General features: G+C 42.3%; 12 protein-coding genes. 6 read left to right on the top strand and 6 right to left on the bottom strand.

Annotation, left to right across the window (positions count from 1 at the left end):
- Positions 1-10 precede the first annotated feature (10 nt).
- From glgB to WKF66_RS10435, 3 genes are all read right to left on the bottom strand, one after another.
- On the bottom strand, positions 11-1,918 hold the full coding sequence (gene glgB / locus WKF66_RS10445; RefSeq protein ID WP_489674389.1) for a 1,4-alpha-glucan branching protein GlgB: 1,908 nt from the start codon (positions 1,916-1,918) through the stop codon (positions 11-13).
- Complete coding sequence (locus tag WKF66_RS10440; RefSeq protein ID WP_489674388.1) at positions 1,918-4,386, bottom strand: glycoside hydrolase family 31 protein; 2,469 nt, start codon at positions 4,384-4,386, stop codon at positions 1,918-1,920. The genes glgB and WKF66_RS10440 overlap by 1 nt, the downstream gene beginning before the upstream one ends.
- A gap of 157 nt (positions 4,387-4,543) precedes the next feature.
- Positions 4,544-7,369, bottom strand: a complete 2,826-nt coding sequence (locus WKF66_RS10435) for a TonB-dependent receptor (RefSeq protein ID WP_489674387.1) — start codon at positions 7,367-7,369, stop codon at positions 4,544-4,546.
- 238 nt (positions 7,370-7,607) lie between these two features.
- Between WKF66_RS10435 and WKF66_RS10430 the strand changes: the two genes are divergently transcribed.
- The 3 genes from WKF66_RS10430 to WKF66_RS10420 are packed head-to-tail and all read left to right on the top strand — an operon-like array spanning position 7,608 to position 11,412.
- Complete coding sequence (locus WKF66_RS10430) at positions 7,608-10,043, top strand: penicillin acylase family protein (protein WP_489674386.1); 2,436 nt, start codon at positions 7,608-7,610, stop codon at positions 10,041-10,043.
- 4 nt (positions 10,044-10,047) lie between these two features.
- The gene (locus WKF66_RS10425) at positions 10,048-10,398 is read left to right on the top strand and encodes a hypothetical protein (protein ID WP_489674385.1); all 351 of its coding nucleotides are present in this window, start codon (positions 10,048-10,050) and stop codon (positions 10,396-10,398) included.
- Positions 10,399-10,425: 27 nt separating this feature from the next.
- Positions 10,426-11,412, top strand: coding sequence for a LuxE/PaaK family acyltransferase (locus tag WKF66_RS10420; RefSeq protein ID WP_489674384.1), 987 nt, complete (start codon positions 10,426-10,428; stop codon positions 11,410-11,412).
- On the opposite strand, the gene tyrS is transcribed toward WKF66_RS10420, so the two are convergent.
- Positions 11,409-12,695 carry a tyrosine--tRNA ligase gene (tyrS, locus tag WKF66_RS10415; RefSeq protein WP_489674383.1) on the bottom strand — a complete coding sequence of 429 codons (1,287 nt, stop codon included), beginning with the start codon at positions 12,693-12,695 and terminating at the stop codon, positions 11,409-11,411. The genes WKF66_RS10420 and tyrS overlap by 4 nt on opposite strands.
- A gap of 66 nt (positions 12,696-12,761) precedes the next feature.
- On the opposite strand from tyrS, the gene WKF66_RS10410 reads away from it, so the two are divergent.
- From WKF66_RS10410 to dapA, 3 genes are read left to right on the top strand one after another with little or no spacing between them, the layout of a single operon-like run.
- Positions 12,762-13,436 (top strand): ACP phosphodiesterase, encoded by a 675-nt coding sequence (locus WKF66_RS10410; RefSeq protein ID WP_489674382.1) that lies wholly within the window; start codon positions 12,762-12,764, stop codon positions 13,434-13,436.
- A 23-nt stretch (positions 13,437-13,459) separates the two neighbouring features.
- A complete protein-coding gene (gene ligA / locus WKF66_RS10405) occupies positions 13,460-15,472 on the top strand; it encodes an NAD-dependent DNA ligase LigA (RefSeq protein WP_489674381.1) in 2,013 nt (670 codons plus the stop codon).
- 9 nt (positions 15,473-15,481) lie between these two features.
- Positions 15,482-16,363 carry a 4-hydroxy-tetrahydrodipicolinate synthase gene (gene dapA, locus WKF66_RS10400; protein ID WP_489674380.1) on the top strand — a complete coding sequence of 294 codons (882 nt, stop codon included), beginning with the start codon at positions 15,482-15,484 and terminating at the stop codon, positions 16,361-16,363.
- Positions 16,364-16,417: 54 nt separating this feature from the next.
- On the opposite strand, the gene WKF66_RS10395 is transcribed toward dapA, so the two are convergent.
- Together WKF66_RS10395 and ftsZ are read right to left on the bottom strand one after the other, a co-directional pair.
- A complete protein-coding gene (locus tag WKF66_RS10395; protein ID WP_489674379.1) occupies positions 16,418-17,659 on the bottom strand; it encodes an aminotransferase class I/II-fold pyridoxal phosphate-dependent enzyme in 1,242 nt (413 codons plus the stop codon).
- A gap of 116 nt (positions 17,660-17,775) precedes the next feature.
- Entirely contained in the window at positions 17,776-19,413 is a 1,638-nt protein-coding gene (gene ftsZ, locus WKF66_RS10390; protein WP_489674378.1) for a cell division protein FtsZ, read from the bottom strand.
- Positions 19,414-19,504 lie beyond the last annotated feature (91 nt).

The raw sequence follows: 19,504 nt of genomic DNA, 5'->3' as shown, positions 1-19,504 counted from the left end.
AAAAAACGGATTACTTTCCTTGTTTTAATATCACTGCAGCCAAAGGAGGAATATTGAGCGAAATAGAATATTCTCTGCCATTGCATTCTTGATTTTCGGGAAGCAACAAACCTTTGATCAGCTTGCCACTGCCAAAAAACTCTTCCGCGTCTGTATTAAAAATCTCTTTCCATTTCGCTTTAAAAGGTAAACCAATCCTGTAATTCTCCCTGTAAACAGGTGTCAAGTTTAAGATCACAATCAAAGTGTCTTTAGCTTTTGTGCCTTTTCGTTGATAAACAAATATGGAATGCTGGGTATCGTCTGCATTAATCCATTCGAAACCCTCATGAGAAAAGCTATGTTCAAAAAGCGCTGGCTCAGACTTATAAAGCTTGTTTATTGCCCTCACCGTAGTTTGCATACCGAGGTGTGGCGGATGTTGCAAGAGATGCCAATCCAGTGAATTTTTAAAATCCCACTCGTGAGTCTGCGCAAATTCATTTCCCATGAACAACAGTTTTGTACCTGGTTGTGTGAACATATAAGCATATAGAACGCGAAGGTTTGCAAACTTCTGCCATTCATCTCCTGGCATTTTATAGATCATAGACGACTTACCGTGCACTACTTCATCATGCGAGAAAGGAAGCATGAAGTTTTCGCTGAATGCGTAGGTAATACTAAATGTAAGCTGATGATGGTGGTGCTTTCTATTTAAAGGATCATTCTTGAAATATTTCAAAGTATCGTTCATCCAGCCCATCATCCACTTCATACCAAAACCAAGGCCTCCTGCATGCACGGGATGAGTGACACCGGGGTAGGTACTACTCTCCTCGGCAATGGTATGTACGCCTTCAAAACTGCCATAAACAGCTTCGTTCATGTCCCTAAGAAACTCTATTGCGCCCAGGTTTTCTCTACCACCATGTATGTTCGTTCCGGCATCGCCAGCTTTCCTGGAAAAGTCATAGTATAGCATAGATGCTACGGCGTCTACCCTTAAACCATCCACATGAAATTGATCAAACCAATAAATCGCATTACTAATTAAGAAAGAACGGACTTCATTTCGGTCGTAGTTAAAGATGTATGACTTCCAGTCGGGGTGAAAGCCCTTTCTCATATCGGCATGCTCATATAAATGAGTTCCGTCAAAATTGTAAAGGCCGTGCGCATCGCCGGGAAAGTGAGATGGCACCCAGTCGAGGATTACTGCTATATCATGTTTGTGTAGCGCTTCAATAAGAAACATTAACTCCTCAGGAGTGCCGTGTCTAGAGCTAGCGGCAAAGTAACCGGTGATTTGGTAACCCCATGATGGATAGTAAGGATATTCCATCACAGGCATAAATTCTACGTGAGTAAAGCCCATATCCAAAATATAGGGCACTAAGCTTACAGCAATCTCTTTGTAGGTCAGCACACGCTTAGGATCGCTAGGATCACGCTGCCATGAACCTAAGTGGAGTTCATAAACAGACATCGGTTTGTTTAAAGCATTTAGCTTCGGCCGTTTCTTCAGCCAGGGCTTATCCTTCCAAACGTAGTTACTATCCCAAACCATCGACGCAGTTTGTGGAGGAAGTTCCCAGCGTTTAGCATAGGGATCACCTTTTTCCAGTTCTTCTCCGTTGAAACCTTTGATGGCATATTTATAGACAGCACCCTTCCTGACACCCGCTATAAAGCCTTCCCATATTCCAGAATCATCCACCCTCTTGTTCAGATAATGGGCATTCTTATCCCAGTTGTTAAAATCACCCACCACGTTTACTTCCTGAGCATTCGGAGCCCATACGGAAAAATAGGTCCCTTCTACACCTCCCACCTTAATCAGATGGGAACCGAATTTCTCATATAACCGAAAGTGCTTTCCTGAGATAAATAATGCAACATCAAATTCACTAAACAGGCTATGGGCAAGCACTTTCATTAGTTGTATATTTTTATAATTATAAAGTTCTTATTGGATTTGAATCGTAAGCTACCACGATCATCTAACGTGAAATCTGTTATTTCTTTATCATCAACAGTGACTTTATTTGCCTTAAACGGCATGCCAATAATGTTGTAATTATAAAGTTCATAATTTGGTGTATACAAGCCTGCCTGGCTTTGTTCTATCACCAAATTGGTTTCTGATCCTTTTACCGTAAACTTTTTCTCCGAATAGATATCCTGCTCATAAGCAAAGGTGTCACCATGATCCTCGTATAAAAACGAATTGACTTCGTAGTCTGAAAAGTATACGTTCAACATCACTTCGTCAACCTCCTTCTCACCTACATATTGCATCACCGGATACTCTGGAATTACAGAACCGGCTCTAACAAATAATGGCATATGGTCAAGCGCTGCCGCGATATTGTATTCATTTTCTCCAGTGAGCACCTCGTGGGTCCAGAAGTTAACCCACGTTCCTTTTGGCAGATACACCATGCGCGAGGTCGCTCCTTGCTCCAAAACCGGGCAAACCAATATCTTATCTCCGAAGGTGAATTCATCCTGACGGAAGCTGTTACTGATATCTTCCTGCTCCAGCATTACCAATGGTCTGAGGATAGGGAACCCATAACGGTGGTGCTCCCAGAATACCGAATACAGATAAGGCATTAAGCGGTATCGCAGCTCTATATAGGTTCTGTTGATACTTGTAAATGGCTCTCCGAAGCTCCAAGGTTCACGCTCAGAAGTATCTCCTGCAGAGTGCGCTCTCATAAACGGAGAGAAAGTACCCAGTTGTATCCATCTGGTAAATAATTCAGCATCTGGTTCTCCGCTAAATCCACCGATATCAGTACCAACAAACGGAACACCAGAGATGGACATCCGCTGACATTGTATGTTTCCAAGTTTGAGGTGCTCCCAGGTAGCTACATTATCTCCTGTCCACACACATCCATAGCGCTGCATACCAGAGTATCCGGCACGAGTAATCGTAAATGGACGTTTGTTACGCATTAATTTCTTAAGACCGTCGTAAGTGGAGCGGACCATCTGCATACCGTAGACATTGTGTGCCTTACGGTGAGAACCTCTAAAACCATCGTAATTGTGCCTAACGTCGTTAGGGAACGTTCCAGAACCGAATACTGCCGGCTCGTTCATATCATTCCATACCCCCGCAACGCCAATTTCTACCAGCTCTTTGTAAAGATTTCCCCACCATTCCCGGACGGCTGGATTAGTGAAATCCGGAAACTGGCACCTGCCTGGCCACACATGACCTTCCATAAAATAATCATCACTCCGGCGACAGAAAAAGTTATTCTCTTTTCCTTCCTTAAATACCCAATAGTTATCGTCGACCTTAATTCCCGGGTCAATCATCACCACGGTCTTAAAGCCATCGTTCGCTAACTCCTTGATCATTCGCTTAGGATCAGGGAAGTGCGTTTTATTCCAGGTAAAACAGCGGTAACCATCCATATAATCGATATCAAGATAGATGGCATCGCAAGGAATGTTTCTTGACCTGAAGCCTTCAGCGATCTCTTTTACTTTTTTCTCAGGATAATAGCTCCAGCGACATTGATGATATCCCAATGCCCATTTCGGCGGCATAGGGTGTGTACCGGTTAAGGTTTGATAACGCTTAACCACGTCCATCATGTGCGGTCCGTGTATGTAATAATATTGTAGCTCCCCGCCATCAGCCCAGAAGCTCGTTTTTCCATTGTCCTCTTTTGCAAAGTCGAAGTAAGAGCGGAATGTATTGTCGAAAAATATACCGTAAGCAGCCTTATCATGAACACCAGTATAGAATGGGATAGTCCGGTATAATGGGTCCTGTTCCCAACCGAAAGAATAGGCATCTGTATTCCAGTTCTGGAACTGACGGCCACGTAAATTCATATTCCCTGACTTATCTCCAAGTCCGAAGAAATTTTCTTCTTGCTGGCATTTCTTAGTTGCGTAAACATAATAACCGCCAAAGTCTGCGTTTTCTTCCCAGTGCATTGCAACAGCATCTTCGCTCATGACCATTTCACTTAGGTTATCAACGAATGAGATGTGGAAATCTGCTTTCCGGATTTTGCAGGTAATGGTATTAGTAGACACGGCGTAGCTGTCTTCCAGCTCTTCCAGTTTAAAAGTTGTTACTTTCTGATCTACGACAGGTACTGCATAAGAAAATTCATCCAGGAAAACACTATGTGGTGCCAAACGGACCCTTATGATCTCATCACTGACTACCCTCACTTCTACTCTTGCCCTACCGTCTCCAAAAAAGAACTTATTGCCATCTGCGACAACCGTTTCGACACTGCCGAGGTACTCCTTTACAATCGGCTTTAAATCGGTAACCGGATTGTTTAAATGTTGAACAACTTCGTCCGCTGCCTCCTGCTTATTTGTTATCGTATTATTGTCTTTATTATGATCTGTGATCTCTTCCATGAAAATCTCTTAAGTGTATATCTCTTTTGGATTGCCTAATTCGTATCTAAAGTGTTAAAATTTCCAGTAATACCAAAGGAATATCGAAAGATTAACCTTTTTATACAAGAAAGGCCCTGACGATTGCGCCAGAGCCTTTCAATATCATTTAATCAACCTAAGGGTTGAAAGTGAGGCCAACGTAATACAGTGCCCCTACAGAAGGGTTACCGTAAGAAGTATAGTAGTATTTGTTAAGTATGTTCGATCCACCTAGCTTAAGCATTGTTTTAACTGAAGGTATTTTCAGGTTGATCTGAGCATCCACTGTTCCAAAGGCAGGAACGTCTCCAGAAGAGAAGGAAGAGTTCCAATAGAAAGCATCTTGCCAGCGGTAGTTAACATTGAAACCTACATTTTTAACAATCTCGCTATTACCTAATCCAAGGTTATAACGCACTGTAGGTGTATTAAAATCATTGATGTAAGTTGTAGGCAGATCACCGATCTCATTGTAGGAAACGTTACCGCTTAAATTGTAGTTCGAGATTCTGTAGTCCAGTCCAAATGCAGCACCATATGAGGTTACTTCACCCTCAGCGTTTACGGGAACACCGAATTTTGGAAAATCAGTACCGTTTCGTTGGTAAACGTCAACTGCAGTAATGAAGTTTTTGTACTTGTTATAATAACCATAAGCATCGATCAACAGATTGCCTCCCAGCAAACCTTTGTATCCGATCTCATAAGCTTGTACACTTTCGGGTTTTACTCCTTCAGGATCAAATTTATATTGTTGTAATAGCGCAAAATTAGGCGTACCGGTGGCAACCGAAGATTGGAAAGCTCTGTAACTTACATCAGTAAATGCAATGTTATCAGTCAATAAGCCATACTTATTCAAACTGCCGGGCAAACCACCAATTAAACGCTGGCGACCGCCGGCAACTGATAAGTCAATGTATTGGTTTTGTGTTGTCGGATTACGGTAACCTGTTTGATAGGAAACGCGAATGTTGTTATTAGGAGCTACTGTAAACACACCAGTTACTCTTGGAGTAAAGCGACCTTTAAAGTTGTCGTTCTTGTCATACCTCCCTGCAACGGTTAATTTCAATTTGTCCTCAAACAACTTTTTGCCTACCTGCGCAAAAGCGCCGTATTCTCTGATGTTGATTTCGTTATTTAAATCATCGAAGATGGTACCGCCTGACCTTAATTGATACAATCGGTAAGATCCTCCAACTTGAAAATCTACGACATTATTTAGAGCGTTTGAGAAGTTATACAATCCTTCATAATGATAAAGGTTGGTTTTATCATCGAATTTAGCACCTGCGCCAGAAGAAATAGTACTGTTAATGATACCATTTTTCACATTCTCGAATTGAGGAGTACCTGGTACCAGGCGACCTTGATCCGCAAAACCGCGAGCAGTGTTGTGTGAAGTCGCCTCATCAGCACCTTGCGCACGCGCATTAGAATAAGCCAATGCATACTGAGCAAACCAACCCGATGTAGGGTTATTAGCAGGACCAGCACTCGGGCGATAGGCCTCGTTTATGAATGAGCCAAGGATAGACGAGATATACGAATCACCTGAACGTTCTTGAGTAGTATAGCCTCTTACGAAGAAGTCTTCGCCTTTCAGCTCTAGTTTGTATTGTCCGATACTAAAGTTCTTTAAAGAGTAACGATCGGAACCGGTGTAAACCGAAGTTCCCGTTCCCCAGCTTGCGTGAGCGATTGCTTCTATGGTAGAAGTGAGTTTGTAGTGCATCGCACCAGATGCTTTCAAAGATTGTGTATCATAGTCAACCAGATTCACTTCATTGTAACCTGTTCTTGATACATCTTGAGAAGGCGTAGTTCCTTTCGCCAAGCTGTACAGAACTGGAAGATAAGGAAGTGCAGGGCGCAAATTTGGGTTTCCACCAACAATAGCTGCCAGTTGAGGGTAAGTGGCACCCGATCCGATCAACTGGTTAAACGCTGCGAAGCCAGCAGGCGAGGCTGTAGCAAACCCGCTCGCAAGACCTAATGCTACCGTTCTTAGATTGATATTTGTCTCATCGCCGTAAACGTTTACACCGTCGTAATTAGGATCTGTTTGTCTGTTACCAGCTTTGAACGTGCGCGCATTCCTATCAAAGTTATCGTAGTTGCTTGCTTGCCAATCTTTAGCTTGTAGGAACGAGAAGGTTCCTTTTATAGCAAATCTGTTGTTCCAGGCTTTAGCCATACGAACGTCGAATTGTTTATACTCCTGATTCCCCGTGTTGTCATCATTTACATGATTGATCCCTGTTTTAACCTGGAAGCTTGCACCCTGATAGGCAAATGGGTTTTTAGAGTTCATTAGCATTGTCCCATTAATACCTCCGGCACCATATAACGCAGAGGATGCACCTGGTAACAGTTCCACATTATCTACATCAAGATCATTTAAACCTATAATATTCCCAACGGAAAAATTCAAGCCAGGAGCCTGGTTGTCCATTCCGTCAACATACTGGTTAAAACGAGTATTTCCATTGGAGTTGAAGCCCCTTGTATTTACTGATTTAAAAGTCAAACTTTGAGCACTTACCTCCACACCTTTCATGTTAGTTAAGGCATCATAGAAGGACGGTACAGGGAGTTCCCTTAACGTAGCCTGGCCCATTCGCTCGATCGAAACAGGTGATTCCAGAATCCGTTCAGGAGTACGCGAAGCAGATACAACTACCTCCTGCCCCAGAATGGTAGCAGACTCCAACTGGAAGTCTACATTTGAAGCGCTACCACTAACCTCTTTCTCAATTTGAGTAAAACCAACGTAGGTGATGACGAGTGTAAAAGGAGTTTTTTCTGTCGTTGTTAGTGCGTATCTGCCTTGATTATTAGTAGCAGTACCTGTCACTTTACCCTTGACAGTTATGCCTACGCCAGGCATCGGTAAATTCGTGGCTTTGTCCCTGACTGTTCCACTTATTGTTACACTTTGTGCTTGTGCTATTACCATTGTAAAACACAAAAATAGAAGCGTAAAAAAGGCTTTGGTAAACGTTTTTATCATACCGGATGAATATAAATGGTTAATTAAATTCTAAATCTAAAACAAATAATCAATTATGCAAATTGACTAACGCTTATTATTATTTACATGGATTCAAAATATTTAAAAACTATAAGTTTTATAGTAAATTGCAAGACCGAATTCCTTACCTACTGATCTTGGCAAAGCACTTAATTTAGCAACAATGAATAAAATAAAAGCCATCATAACCATTGTAATACCTGTTTTATTAGCCTTTTCTCTCAATACTAAGTTCGGTGATGCGCCTCCTCTCCTAAAGTTTCTAAACCCCTTTTCAGGATTCTGGCAAAATGCCGAAAGACTTACTGCCCACAAGAACAGTCAAGTTGTCTTAAAGGATACCAGGCAAGACGTTCAAATTGCTTTTGACGACCGCATGATCCCACATGTCTTTGCAAAGAATGATCATGATCTATATTATGCACAAGGGTACATTACCGCTATGCATCGACTTTGGCAAATGGATTTCCAAACGAGATATGCTGCGGGAAGACTATCTGAGGTTGTCGGTAAGAAAGCAATCGAACTGGATCGTTATCAACGTCGGATGGGGATGGTTTATGGCGCAGAAAATTCTTTGAAAGGGATGATGGCTGATCCCCAGTCTAAAGAAATGGTACTTGCTTACACGGCAGGTATTAATGCATACATCCATTCTCTATCGGCTTCAAAACTTCCGTTAGAATACAAGCTCCTGGATTTCAAGCCAGAAGACTGGACTCCAATCAAATGTGCCTTACTATTAAAACAGATGTCGGCTGTTCTTGCCATGGGTTCGAATGAATTCTACATGACCAACATCAGAAAGAAATTTGGTACTGAGGTACTTAAGGATCTATTTCCAGACTACCCTTTTAAGGAGGACCCGATTATCCCGGCAGGAACAAAATGGGACTTCAACCCGCTGCCTATCCCACAAGCGCCGCAGCCATTCGCAGAAGAGACCGTTAAAAATGTTATAACCAAAGAACTTGAGGAAGGTATCGGTAGCAACAACTGGGCCTTGTCTGGTCAAAAAACTGCTTCTGGTTCTCCAATATTGGCTAATGACCCACATCTGGATCTGTCACTTCCGTCTATCTGGTACCAGATCCAGCTTAATGCACCGGGAATAAACGCTTATGGCGTTTCGCTGCCGGGTGCCCCGGGGATCGTTATCGGATTCAACCAGAACACCGCCTGGGGCGTCACAAACGTAGCTGCTGACGTTTTGGATTTCTATCAAATAAAATTCAAAGACAATTCTCATAAAAGCTATTGGTATAACAACAAATGGAATGATACTAAAGTACGTTATGAGAAGATTGTTGTGCGAGGTGGTGGAACAGAGACAGACACCGTATTCTATACCCATCACGGCCCGGTAGTTTACACCCAAAAACCGGAGAATTTTAGCAAGTCTACGAACGTGCCAACAGGCAACGCGCTTCGCTGGATTGCACATGATGAGTCGAATGAGTTAAAAACGTTTTACCTCATGAATAGGGGAAAAAACTATGCAGATTACCGCAAAGCACTGACCTATTATTCCGCACCAGCCCAGAACTTCATCTTTGCTTCTTCAGAAAATGATATCGCCATTACCGCAAATGGTCGTCTCCCGTTAAAGTACAAAGACCAGGGTAAGTTCATATTAGATGGCACAGATCCTAAAACCGACTGGCAGGGATGGATACCAGCGGCTCAAAATCCAACGGTAAAAAACCCTCCAAGACAATTCGTAAGCTCAGCTAACCAATCCTCTACTAATCAGAGCTATCCCTATTATATCAATTGGGAGTTTGCCCCTTACGAACGTGGGAAACGCATTAACGACCGCCTTACCGCAATGAAAGGCGCAACAGCAGATAGTATCAGGTTAATGCAAACCGACAACTACAGCATCTTTGCTCAAAACGTGGTATCCACTTTCGTAGCCAACGTAAACAAGGCAAGCCTAAATGCAACCGAACAAGAAGCGCTGTCCAAAGTGGCAGACTGGAATAAATATTATGATGCTGAATCAATTGGAGCTAGTGTTTTCGACCTTTGGAATAAAAGGCTAATATTTAGTATCTGGGATGATGAATTTACAGTAGAGAACGTGCCTATGCGTTATCCTTCGAGAGACAGGACACTTCATTTGATATTGAATGAACCCAAGTCGCGCTGGATTGACAACGTTAACACTTCAGCTAAGGAGACGCTTAGCGATTTGGTTAATGAATCCTTTAAGTGGGCTTGCAACAGTCTCGAAGAAACGTATGGACCGATTGGTAAATCCTGGGAATGGGCAAATGTTAAGCATACAAACGTACCTCACCTGGCTAAAATACCGGGTTTCGGATCTAAGAGCTTATTAACTGGCGGTGGTAAAATGACTATAAATGCTCAGAGTGAAACAAATGGACCCTCATGGCGAATGGTTATTGAATTAGGCAAGACACCGAAAGGTCATGGTGTGTTTCCGGGTGGACAATCAGGCAATCCCGGTAGTAAGTACTACGACAATATGATTGATACCTGGGCAAATGGCGAGCTATATGATCTGTATTTTATGCAAAGCCCGGATGACCCCTCCGCTAAAATAATCTCAAACCTTAAGATTTCTAAAAAATAGTAATATGGTATTCCTCGTAGTCATCATCGCAGCGTTCTTATTGCAATTGGTTTTACCTTGGTGGGTAATCGTCCTCATCTCCTTCGCAACTTGCGGTTTAATCGGTAAAACAGGCAAAATATCCTTGTGGTCACCTTTCTTTGCAATCTTATTATTATGGACAGCAATGGCGCTATATAAGAGTATTCCCAATGAACACTTACTGGCTTCACGGGTTGGCGAAATGCTCCGCGTAAAAGCCTGGTGGCTGGTGCTGGTTTTAAGTGCAGTATTGGGTGCATTTGTAGCAGGTGTAAGCGGGTTCTGTGGCTACCATTTTAGAAAAGCCGTACTTAGCAACAAATCGACTTCCTAATTACAAGTTGTTACGTATTTTTGCAAGGTGAACGAGTTAGCAGATCAAGTATTTTCGATTTTAGACAATGAAGACTTTGAAAGGGTTGGCCTGGCAGTCTTTCGCCATCAAGCCGAGCACTGTGCAGTATACCGGGATTATATCAGGAATTTGCGCATTGAACCTTCCAGTATCGGGTCGTTAAAACAAGTGCCCTATCTTCCCATAGCCTTTTTTAAGTCGCACGACGTTTTAAGCGACCTGTCTTCAACGCCTCAGATCACCTTTAGTAGCTCAGGAACCACAGGGATGTCCCAAAGCAAACACTTTGTCACAGACGTTGCAATTTATGAGCAAAGCTTTAAAAATGCTTTTGAGCTATTCTACGGTCCCGTTTCCGAGATATGCATCTTAGCATTGTTACCCTCCTACCTGGAACGTGACGGCTCATCGCTAATTTACATGATTGACGAACTGATAAAAGATAGCGGCCATCCTCAAAGTGGTTACTTCTTGCACAATCATGATGATTTAAAAAACAACTTGGAAGCGCTGCAACAAGCGGGTCAGAAAACGCTCCTTATTGGGGTAACCTATGCGCTGCTTGACTTCGTGGAGAGTTACCATCTAAATTTTCCTGAGTTAATTGTTATGGAAACCGGCGGCATGAAAGGCAAACGCAAAGAAATGGTTCGCGAAGAGCTCCATGAGATATTAACGACAGGCTTCGGCGTTACTGCAATTCATAGTGAGTATGGCATGACCGAGCTGCTTTCGCAAGGTTACTCCAAAGGAGAGGGCATCTTCAATTGTCCACCCTGGATGAAGATCACCTTAAGGGATACAAATGATCCTTTATCAGCAGCCGAAAAGCACAAAACCGGCGGCATAAACGTCATCGACCTGGCAAATATCAACTCCTGTTCCTTCATTGCAACTCAAGACCTTGGCCGGGTGTATCCAGATGGGTCCTTTGAAGTGCTCGGCCGGTTTGATAACGCTGACATTCGTGGCTGCAACCTGCTGATCAGCTAAACTGCAATAATTAAATAGTAATTTTTCTTGCCTTTCTGAGCAATAATAAATTTATCATTCAGTAAACTCGCGGAAGTAATCACATCCGAAGGACTAGCAAGCTTTTCTCTATTGATCGAAACACCACCTGCCTGAATCAGCTTTTTAGCCTCCCCTTTCGACGCGAACACTGCCGACTTCTCGGCAAGCAGTGTGGCTGCATCTAAGCCTTCAGCCAATTCAGCTGTAGCAACTTCAAACTGAGGAATACCTTCAAAGATCTCTAAAACCTGCTCATCATTTAAGGTCTTAAAGAAATCCAAAGAGCCGTTGCCAAATAAAAACTCTGAAGTTTTAATAGCTGTCTGTAAAGCTTCTTCAGAATGTGTTCTTACCGTTATATCTTCTGCCAGTGCTTTCTGTAAACTGCGCTGATGTGGTGCTTCATTGTGCATAGCCTCCAACGCTTCTATTTCTTGCTGACTCTTTAATGTAAATATTCTGATCCATTTTTTAGTATCATCATCTGAGGCATTCAACCAGAATTGGTAGAATTTGTAAGGAGAAGTTTTGACCGCATCAAGCCATACTGCACCGCTTTCAGTCTTACCGAACTTGGTGCCGTCTGCTTTCTTGATCAATTGAGTAGTAAGGGCGTAGGCTGTTCCAGCATCCTTTCTTCTAATCAACTCTGTGCCGGTAACAATGTTTCCCCACTGGTCAGAGCCGCCCATCTGGATTAGGCATTTGTGGTGTTTCCATAAGTAATAGAAGTCATAACCTTGTATCAACTGATAGCAAAACTCAGTAAAGGATAAACCAGAATCACCTTCCAGCCTCTTTTTAACACTGTCCTTAGCCATCATGTAATTTACTGTGATGTGCTTACCAATGTCACGGATAAAGGTGAAAAGAGTCATGTCCTTAAACCAGTCAGCATTATTGATCATAACGGCTCCGTTACCGGCATCCTCAAACGTTAAAAACCTGCTGAGTTGTTTTCTTAGCTCGTTCAGATTATGCTCCACCATTTCTTCAGTTTGCAGGTTTCGTTCTGCTGATTTCCCGGAGGGATCACCAACCATACCAGTCGCACCACCAACCAAAGCAAAAGGCTTATGCCCTGCTCTTTGGAAGTGAATTAAAGTCATAATCTGAGTAAGGTGACCAACATGTAGAGAGTCTGCTGTGGGATCAAATCCAATATACCCGGCTGTCATGCCTTCGTTCAATTTATCTTCTGTTCCAGGCATAATATCCTGCAACATACCGCGCCAGCGTAGCTCTTCAACAAAATTAGTCATTGTATTTACTTTTCGCCAAATATAGGAAAAGCATCCTTAACCAATAAAAATCGCTACTTTTAAATAATGAATTTCCTTTCCCATTACTATTTTGAGCGGGATACCACCGATGTTAATGTGATAATTGGAGTGGTGTTGCCCGATTTTGTCAAGAACGCGGAAAAGAACTATAACCTCTATCCGGCTAAAGAAATTCATTCCTTTAAAGGTGATCAAAATCAAGTCAGTTTACATAAAGGCTGGGAAAGACACGTTAAAGTGGATGCCTTATTTCACTCTTCAGCTTTCTTTACTGAACAAACACAGATCCTAAAACAGCTGCTCCTTCCTGCAATGAAAGGCAGTGTAGTAAAACCATTCTTTCTTGCCCACATTGGGGTGGAGTTGGTATTAGACCATTTACTACTAATAAATGAGGACATCAACGTCGAGAATTTTTATAATGCCCTGGCAGCATCGGATAAAGTTGCCCTGGACCAATTTCTTAAAAATTGCGGCCTGACAAACACTACCAATTTCTTCAATTTTCTGAATAACTTCATTTCAGGAAAATACCTGTTCAGCTATCAGAAGATAGAAAACATCGCGTATGCCCTTAACAGAATTTGTATGCGCGTTTGGGAAGATCCCTTTTCCAGGGAACAATTAGATCAGATCACGATACAACTGGAAATCTACAAAGAGCTCCTCTCGACTTCTTATTTATCGATTTTCAATGAGATCGACCCACAACTAAAATAACCCTTAATTTGTATCTTCGCGCTATGTCATTATCCGTTGTAAAAGAGAAAATGGATGCCTTGGTTGCTGAGCTCAACCAACATACCTACAACTATTATGTGTTGGCAATGCCCACCATCGCAGATTATGAATTCGATAAGAAACTCGCTGAGCTCAATCAGCTGGAGATAGAGAACCCTGATCTGGCAGATCCAAACTCTCCAACACAAAAAGTAGGCGGTGACATCACCAAGAGCTTCATTACCGTTCAGCACCGCTGGCCAATGTTGTCACTAGGGAATACTTATAACGAACAGGATCTAAGAGACTTTGATGAACGGGTAAGGAAGTCAATTGGAGACGATTTTCAATATGTATGTGAACTGAAGTTCGACGGACTCTCTATAAGCTTAACGTATGAAGATTCCAAACTAGTCAGGGCTGTAACCCGTGGTGACGGCAGCAAAGGTGACGATGTTACCACAAACGTAAAGACAATAAATAACATTCCGCACCGGTTAAAACTTGATAGTGTTCCTCCCCTGTTTGAAATCCGTGGCGAAATACTGATGCATCGTGCCGCCTTTGAAAAACTAAATAAAGAGCGTGAAGAACTGGGCGAGGTTCAGTATGCTAACCCAAGGAACTTTGCTGCAGGGACCGTTAAAATGCAAGACTCAAAAGAAGTAGCCAAGCGTCCATTAGATTGCTTTCTTTATTCTTTAAACACAGACAAGAATTATTTTAAAACACATTGGGAAAGTTTAGAATCCCTTGCAGACTGGGGCTTTCACATCTCTAAAGACGCTAAGTTAGTAAATGGGCTTGATGATGTTTTAGAATTTATAGCCTATTGGTCAGAACATCGGTTCAAGTTAAGCTATGACATCGATGGCATTGTAATCAAAGTAAATAGCTATGCCCAACAGCAGGAGCTTGGCTTTACCGCCAAATCTCCAAGATGGGCAATTTCTTATAAGTACAAAGCTCAACAGGTAGAAACAGTGCTGGAAAAGGTGACCTATCAGGTCGGTCGCACAGGTGCAGTAACTCCTGTGGCCAATCTTAAGCCGGTTTTTTTGGCAGGTACTACCGTTAAACGCGCAACCTTGCACAATGCTAATGAGATTCTAAGGCTTGATCTGCACGAGGGGGATAGTGTTTTCGTAGAGAAAGGCGGTGAGATCATTCCGAAGATCATTAATGTTAATCTGGACAAGCGTATCGCCGGTGCCGCAAAAGTAATGTACCTGACCCATTGTCCGGAATGCGGCACTAAACTACTTAGAAAAGAAGGTGAAGTTGCCTTTTATTGTCTCAATGATGAAGGTTGCGGCCCACAGATCGTAGGTAAGATCCAGCACTTCATTGGTAGGAAAGCAATGAATATCGACGGATTAGGAGATGAGACTATCGAAGCCTTTTACCAAAGAGGGCTGGTCAGACATATCAGTGATTTATATACATTAAAGGATAGATCAAACGAGTTAAAGCAAATTGAACGTTTTGGAGACCGTTCTATAGAGAACATGCTAAATGGCATTGAGAGGTCTAAAGAAATGCCCTTCGAAAAGGTCTTATTTGGCCTGGGCATCCGGTACGTAGGTGAAACAGTCGCACGGAAACTTGCTTACGGTGCTAAAAACATAGATGTCCTGATCAACGCTTCGCTCGAAGACTTGATCGCTATTGAAGAGATCGGTGTTAAAATCGCGGAAAGCATTGTGGAATACTTCTCTAAACAAGAACATCTGGAACAAATTGTCAGGTTGAAATCTTACGGATTGCAGTTTATAGTTGCAGAAAACGAAATGACCCTCCAAAGTGATAAATTAACTGGAAAAACATTTGTAATTTCGGGCGTTTTTGAAAATTACAGTAGAGAAGAGTTGAAAGATCTGATCGAAAGCAATGGTGGAAAGATTTTGAGTGGTATATCCGCTAAATTGAACTACCTGCTCGCCGGTGATAACATGGGACCATCGAAATTGGAAAAGGCCAAAAAACTAAATGTACCGCTGATAACAGCGGATGATTTATTGGAGATGTTGAAATAATAAAATAAAATGAACAAATTTCATGGAACGGGTGTAGCGTTGGTTACCCCATTTAAGGCAGATGGATCGGTAGATTTTGACGGGTTGAGCAATCTGATCAACTATCTTGTCGACGGGAAAGTAGAGTACCTGATATCCCTTGGTACTACAGGAGAAGCGTCAACCCTTAATAAGGATGAAAAGAAAAAGATTTGGGAGTTTACAGCAGAAATAAACAACGGCCGCTTACCATTAGTAGCCGGCATTGGCGGTAATGATACGCTTGCGGTTGCTAAAGAAATAAAGGAATTTGACATCACCGGCTATGACGCGATTCTTTCTGCAAGCCCATACTACAACAAGCCAACACAAGAGGGTATCTATCAACATTATAAGTATTTAAGCGAGTCTTCAGAACTTCCACTATTTCTTTATAACGTACCTGGAAGAACTGGTAGCAACATGACTTCTGATACGACCTGCAGATTGGCAACCGATTGCAAGAACATTATTGGGATGAAAGAAGCATCAGGTAGCTTTGATCAGTTTAATCAAATTATGCGGGACAAGCCTAAAGATTTCCTGTTGATCTCTGGCGATGACCCGGTAGCATTGCCTATGATCTCACTGGGAGCTGTAGGGGTAATTTCCGTGATCGGGAATGCCTTACCAAAGCAACTGTCTGATATGGTCCGTCTTTGTCTTCAGGGAGATTATAACGCAGCTTTGCCCTTGCACCTCAACCTAATTGAATTCACAAGGCTTATGTTTTTAGAAGGCAACCCGGCAGGTGCTAAAGCAGCATTAAAACACTTTGGAGTGTGCGAAGACCATTTGAGACTACCGTTGGTAAAAGTCTCAGCGCAGCTTTCAAGCGAAATTATAACGGAATGTAATAGAATAAAAAACTAATATACTTTTAAAGAAAAAAGGCGGCCTGATACTCAGACCGCCTTTTTTTTATGCTTATTCGACAGGAAACTGGTTGTGTCTATAGTATCCGTTTTGAAGTTTCTCAGAAACCTCAGTAAAGGCATCTAACGTGCGTTGTACATCTTCTAAAGTATGCATGGCTGTAGGTATTAGTCTTAACTCAATTAGCCCCTTAGGGATAACGGGATAAACAACAATGGAACAGAAGATACTGTAATTCTCTCTTAAGTCCATAGTCAATGCGGTTGCCTCCAATAGTTCCCCTTTTAAGAACACAGGTGTAACCATCGTATTTGTCATACCGATATCGAAGCCCCGTTCCTTTAATCCGGTCTGGAGGGTAGTCGCTATCATCCACAGTTTTTCTCTTAACTCCGGATTGTTCTTTAGCAATTCTAAGCGCTTCAGCAAGCCAATAACCATCGGCATAGGCAATGCCTTTGCGAAGGTCTGTGAACGCATATTGTAACGGAAGAAATTGGTGATTTCTACACTTGACGCAACAAATGCACCAATGCCTGCCATGGATTTTGCAAACGTTCCAAAATAAACATCCACACCCTCAATGCAGTTCTGCTCTTCATGCGTACCAGCACCGGTCGGACCCATTGTTCCAAAACCATGTGCATCATCTATCAGAATCCTGAAATTAAATTCGTTTTTAAGATCGATCAGTTCTTTTATTTTTCCCTGCGCACCTGACATTCCAAATACACCCTCAGTAATCAATAGAATACCTCCACCACTTTGCTCAACTAATTTGGTGGCTCTCTGCAGCTGCTTGCGCGCACTGTCAATATCATTGTGCTGGTAAACAAAACGCTTACCCATATGTAAACGCAGTCCGTCAATGATACAAGCATGAGACTCGCCATCATACACGATCACATCGTTTCTATCTACCAGACTGTCTATAATAGATACCATTCCCTGATAACCGAAGTTTAAAAGGAAGGCATCCGGTTTACCGACAAAAGCGGCAAGTTCCTGTTCCAGTTGCTCATGGTATTTAGAGTTTCCAGACATCATTCTGGCCCCCATTGGATAGGCCATTCCAAATTCCGTAGCTCCGCGGGCATCAGCTTCTCTGACCTCAGGATGATTTGCCAGTCCCAAATAATTATTTAAGCTCCAAACCAAATGTTCTTTACCCCTGAACTGCATGTGTGGGGCTATTTCACCCTCCAATTTCGGAAATGAGAAGTATCCATGTGACCACTTGTGGTGCTGCCCGATTGGGCCCATATGCTTCGCTATCTTTTCAAAAATATCCAATGTTCTAGTATTAAGTTTTAATGCGACAAATTTAAGGTTAATATGTCTGATAACCAATAGTTACAAAAAAGCCTTAGCAGATCTTGCTAAGGCTTTTTATTTTGAACCGCTGGGGTTTAGTCAACGTTATCGTGAAGAAAGGAGTTGTTTGGTCTGATCTCAGTCGATCCGTCTTCGTCATTGCTTAAAGTGAACCTGGACACCTGAGATTCTGAAGAATGAGGTACCTGTTGCAAATTCATTTGCTTTCTCTTATAGGCAGGCTCATTTTCCAACTCCTGCAATCCATTGCTCGTACGCAACTTCATACTTAAGTCCTTTAAACGAAGTATCCGTTCCTTAGATTTTTTAAGCTGATCTTCGATAGACTCATCGCTTTTGTCATCGTCTTCTCCTACTTCTGCAAGTTCCTCCTCATGCGGCTTTGCGTCATTGTTAAATACCGCTGCCGGAGTTTCAAATACAAAGTTGGTTTCCGCTACCTTCACCTCGAATTCAAAGCCCGCATCTGCAGGTGATTCTGCAAGGGAAGGTTCTTCTTCGATTAAGGTATGCTTAACAAATTTGTTTTCCTGCTCCTCATTTGCCTTGCTCTTACTTCCACCGTACAAGTCTCCAAAAAGATCAGACTGTTTCGTTTCATCTTTGAGCTTCATCACCGGCTCCATACTGTTGACAGTTTCTGTCTTAGGCGCCATAAAAGAGTTAACAGGTTCAACTGCTCTCACTAATGGGGCTTCCTCAGGAGTTAACAAAGAAATCTTTTTAACGTTTTTCTTGTCTTCCTCGCGTTGCTCTAAAGTTTGGAAACCAGTGGCTATGATGGTTACAGAAAGCTTATCTTCCAGGCTTTCGTCAATACAGTTACCCCAGATCAGGTCTGCCGATAACCCAGCTTTTTCCTGTATGTAATCAGTAATTATGGTCACTTCGTCCATCGTTACTTCGCGTAAACCTGAACTAATGTTCAACAGGATGTAGCGGGCTCCTTCAATCTCATTGTCTTTCAACAACGGAGAAGCTAATGCTCCTTCTACCGCATTCAAGGCGCGATTTTCACCGTCACAGGCAAAGCTGCCCATGATAGATACACCACTGTCTTTCATTACCGTACGTACATCTTTAAAATCCACGTTGATGTATCCAGGAACTGTAATGATCTCTGCAATACCTTTGGCTGCAGTTGTTAAAATATCATCTGCCTGCGCAAATGCTGAACCCAAAGTAAGGTTACCAAAGATCTCTCTTAAGCGATCGTTGGAGATCACCAAATAAGAATCGACGTATTTCTTTAACTCATCCAAACCGTCATTTGCCTGCATCTTACGTCTTTTACCTTCAAAGGCAAAGGGCGTAGTAATAATGGCCACAGTTAAAATATCCAACTCCTTTGCCGCCTTAGCGATAATCGGACTCGCACCTGTTCCAGTACCACCACCCATTCCTGCTGTGATAAACAGCATTTTTGTAGTGCTGCCAAGCATTTGCTTGATGTCATCTATATTTTCAATAGCTGAGTTTTTACCAACTTCCGGAATAGATCCTGCACCCATGCCTTCTGTTAAGCTTGCGCCCAACTGCACTTTATTAGGAATCGGACTAAACTCTAGCGCCTGAGCATCAGTATTACAGATGATGAAATCAACACCTGTAATTCCCTGACGGTACATATGGTTTACCGCATTACCTCCACCGCCACCAACACCAATTACTTTGATGATTGACGACTTATCTTTTAACATTTCGAACTGCATATCTTTATGAATCAGTTATTTAAAAATTAGTTTTACCTGTTCATCCACCTATGTAATATTAACAATTATTAACAGGCCTTTTCCACAACTG

This window comes from Pedobacter sp., assembly GCF_037719805.1.
Taxonomy (GTDB): Bacteria; Bacteroidota; Bacteroidia; order Sphingobacteriales; family Sphingobacteriaceae; genus Pedobacter.
This window is presented reverse-complemented; position numbering and strand designations above follow the sequence as displayed.

Coding starts and splice junctions, on each gene's coding strand:
- WKF66_RS10410 (WP_489674382.1), top strand. CDS start 12,762: ATGAATTTCCTTTCCCATTACTATTTTGAGCGGGATACCACCGATGTT.
- WKF66_RS10425 (WP_489674385.1), top strand. CDS start 10,048: ATGGTATTCCTCGTAGTCATCATCGCAGCGTTCTTATTGCAATTGGTT.
- dapA (WP_489674380.1), top strand. CDS start 15,482: ATGAACAAATTTCATGGAACGGGTGTAGCGTTGGTTACCCCATTTAAG.
- ftsZ (WP_489674378.1), bottom strand. CDS start 19,413: ATGCAGTTCGAAATGTTAAAAGATAAGTCGTCAATCATCAAAGTAATT.
- WKF66_RS10440 (WP_489674388.1), bottom strand. CDS start 4,386: ATGGAAGAGATCACAGATCATAATAAAGACAATAATACGATAACAAAT.
- WKF66_RS10430 (WP_489674386.1), top strand. CDS start 7,608: ATGAATAAAATAAAAGCCATCATAACCATTGTAATACCTGTTTTATTA.
- WKF66_RS10435 (WP_489674387.1), bottom strand. CDS start 7,369: ATGGTAATAGCACAAGCACAAAGTGTAACAATAAGTGGAACAGTCAGG.
- glgB (WP_489674389.1), bottom strand. CDS start 1,918: ATGAAAGTGCTTGCCCATAGCCTGTTTAGTGAATTTGATGTTGCATTA.
- tyrS (WP_489674383.1), bottom strand. CDS start 12,695: ATGACTAATTTTGTTGAAGAGCTACGCTGGCGCGGTATGTTGCAGGAT.
- ligA (WP_489674381.1), top strand. CDS start 13,460: ATGTCATTATCCGTTGTAAAAGAGAAAATGGATGCCTTGGTTGCTGAG.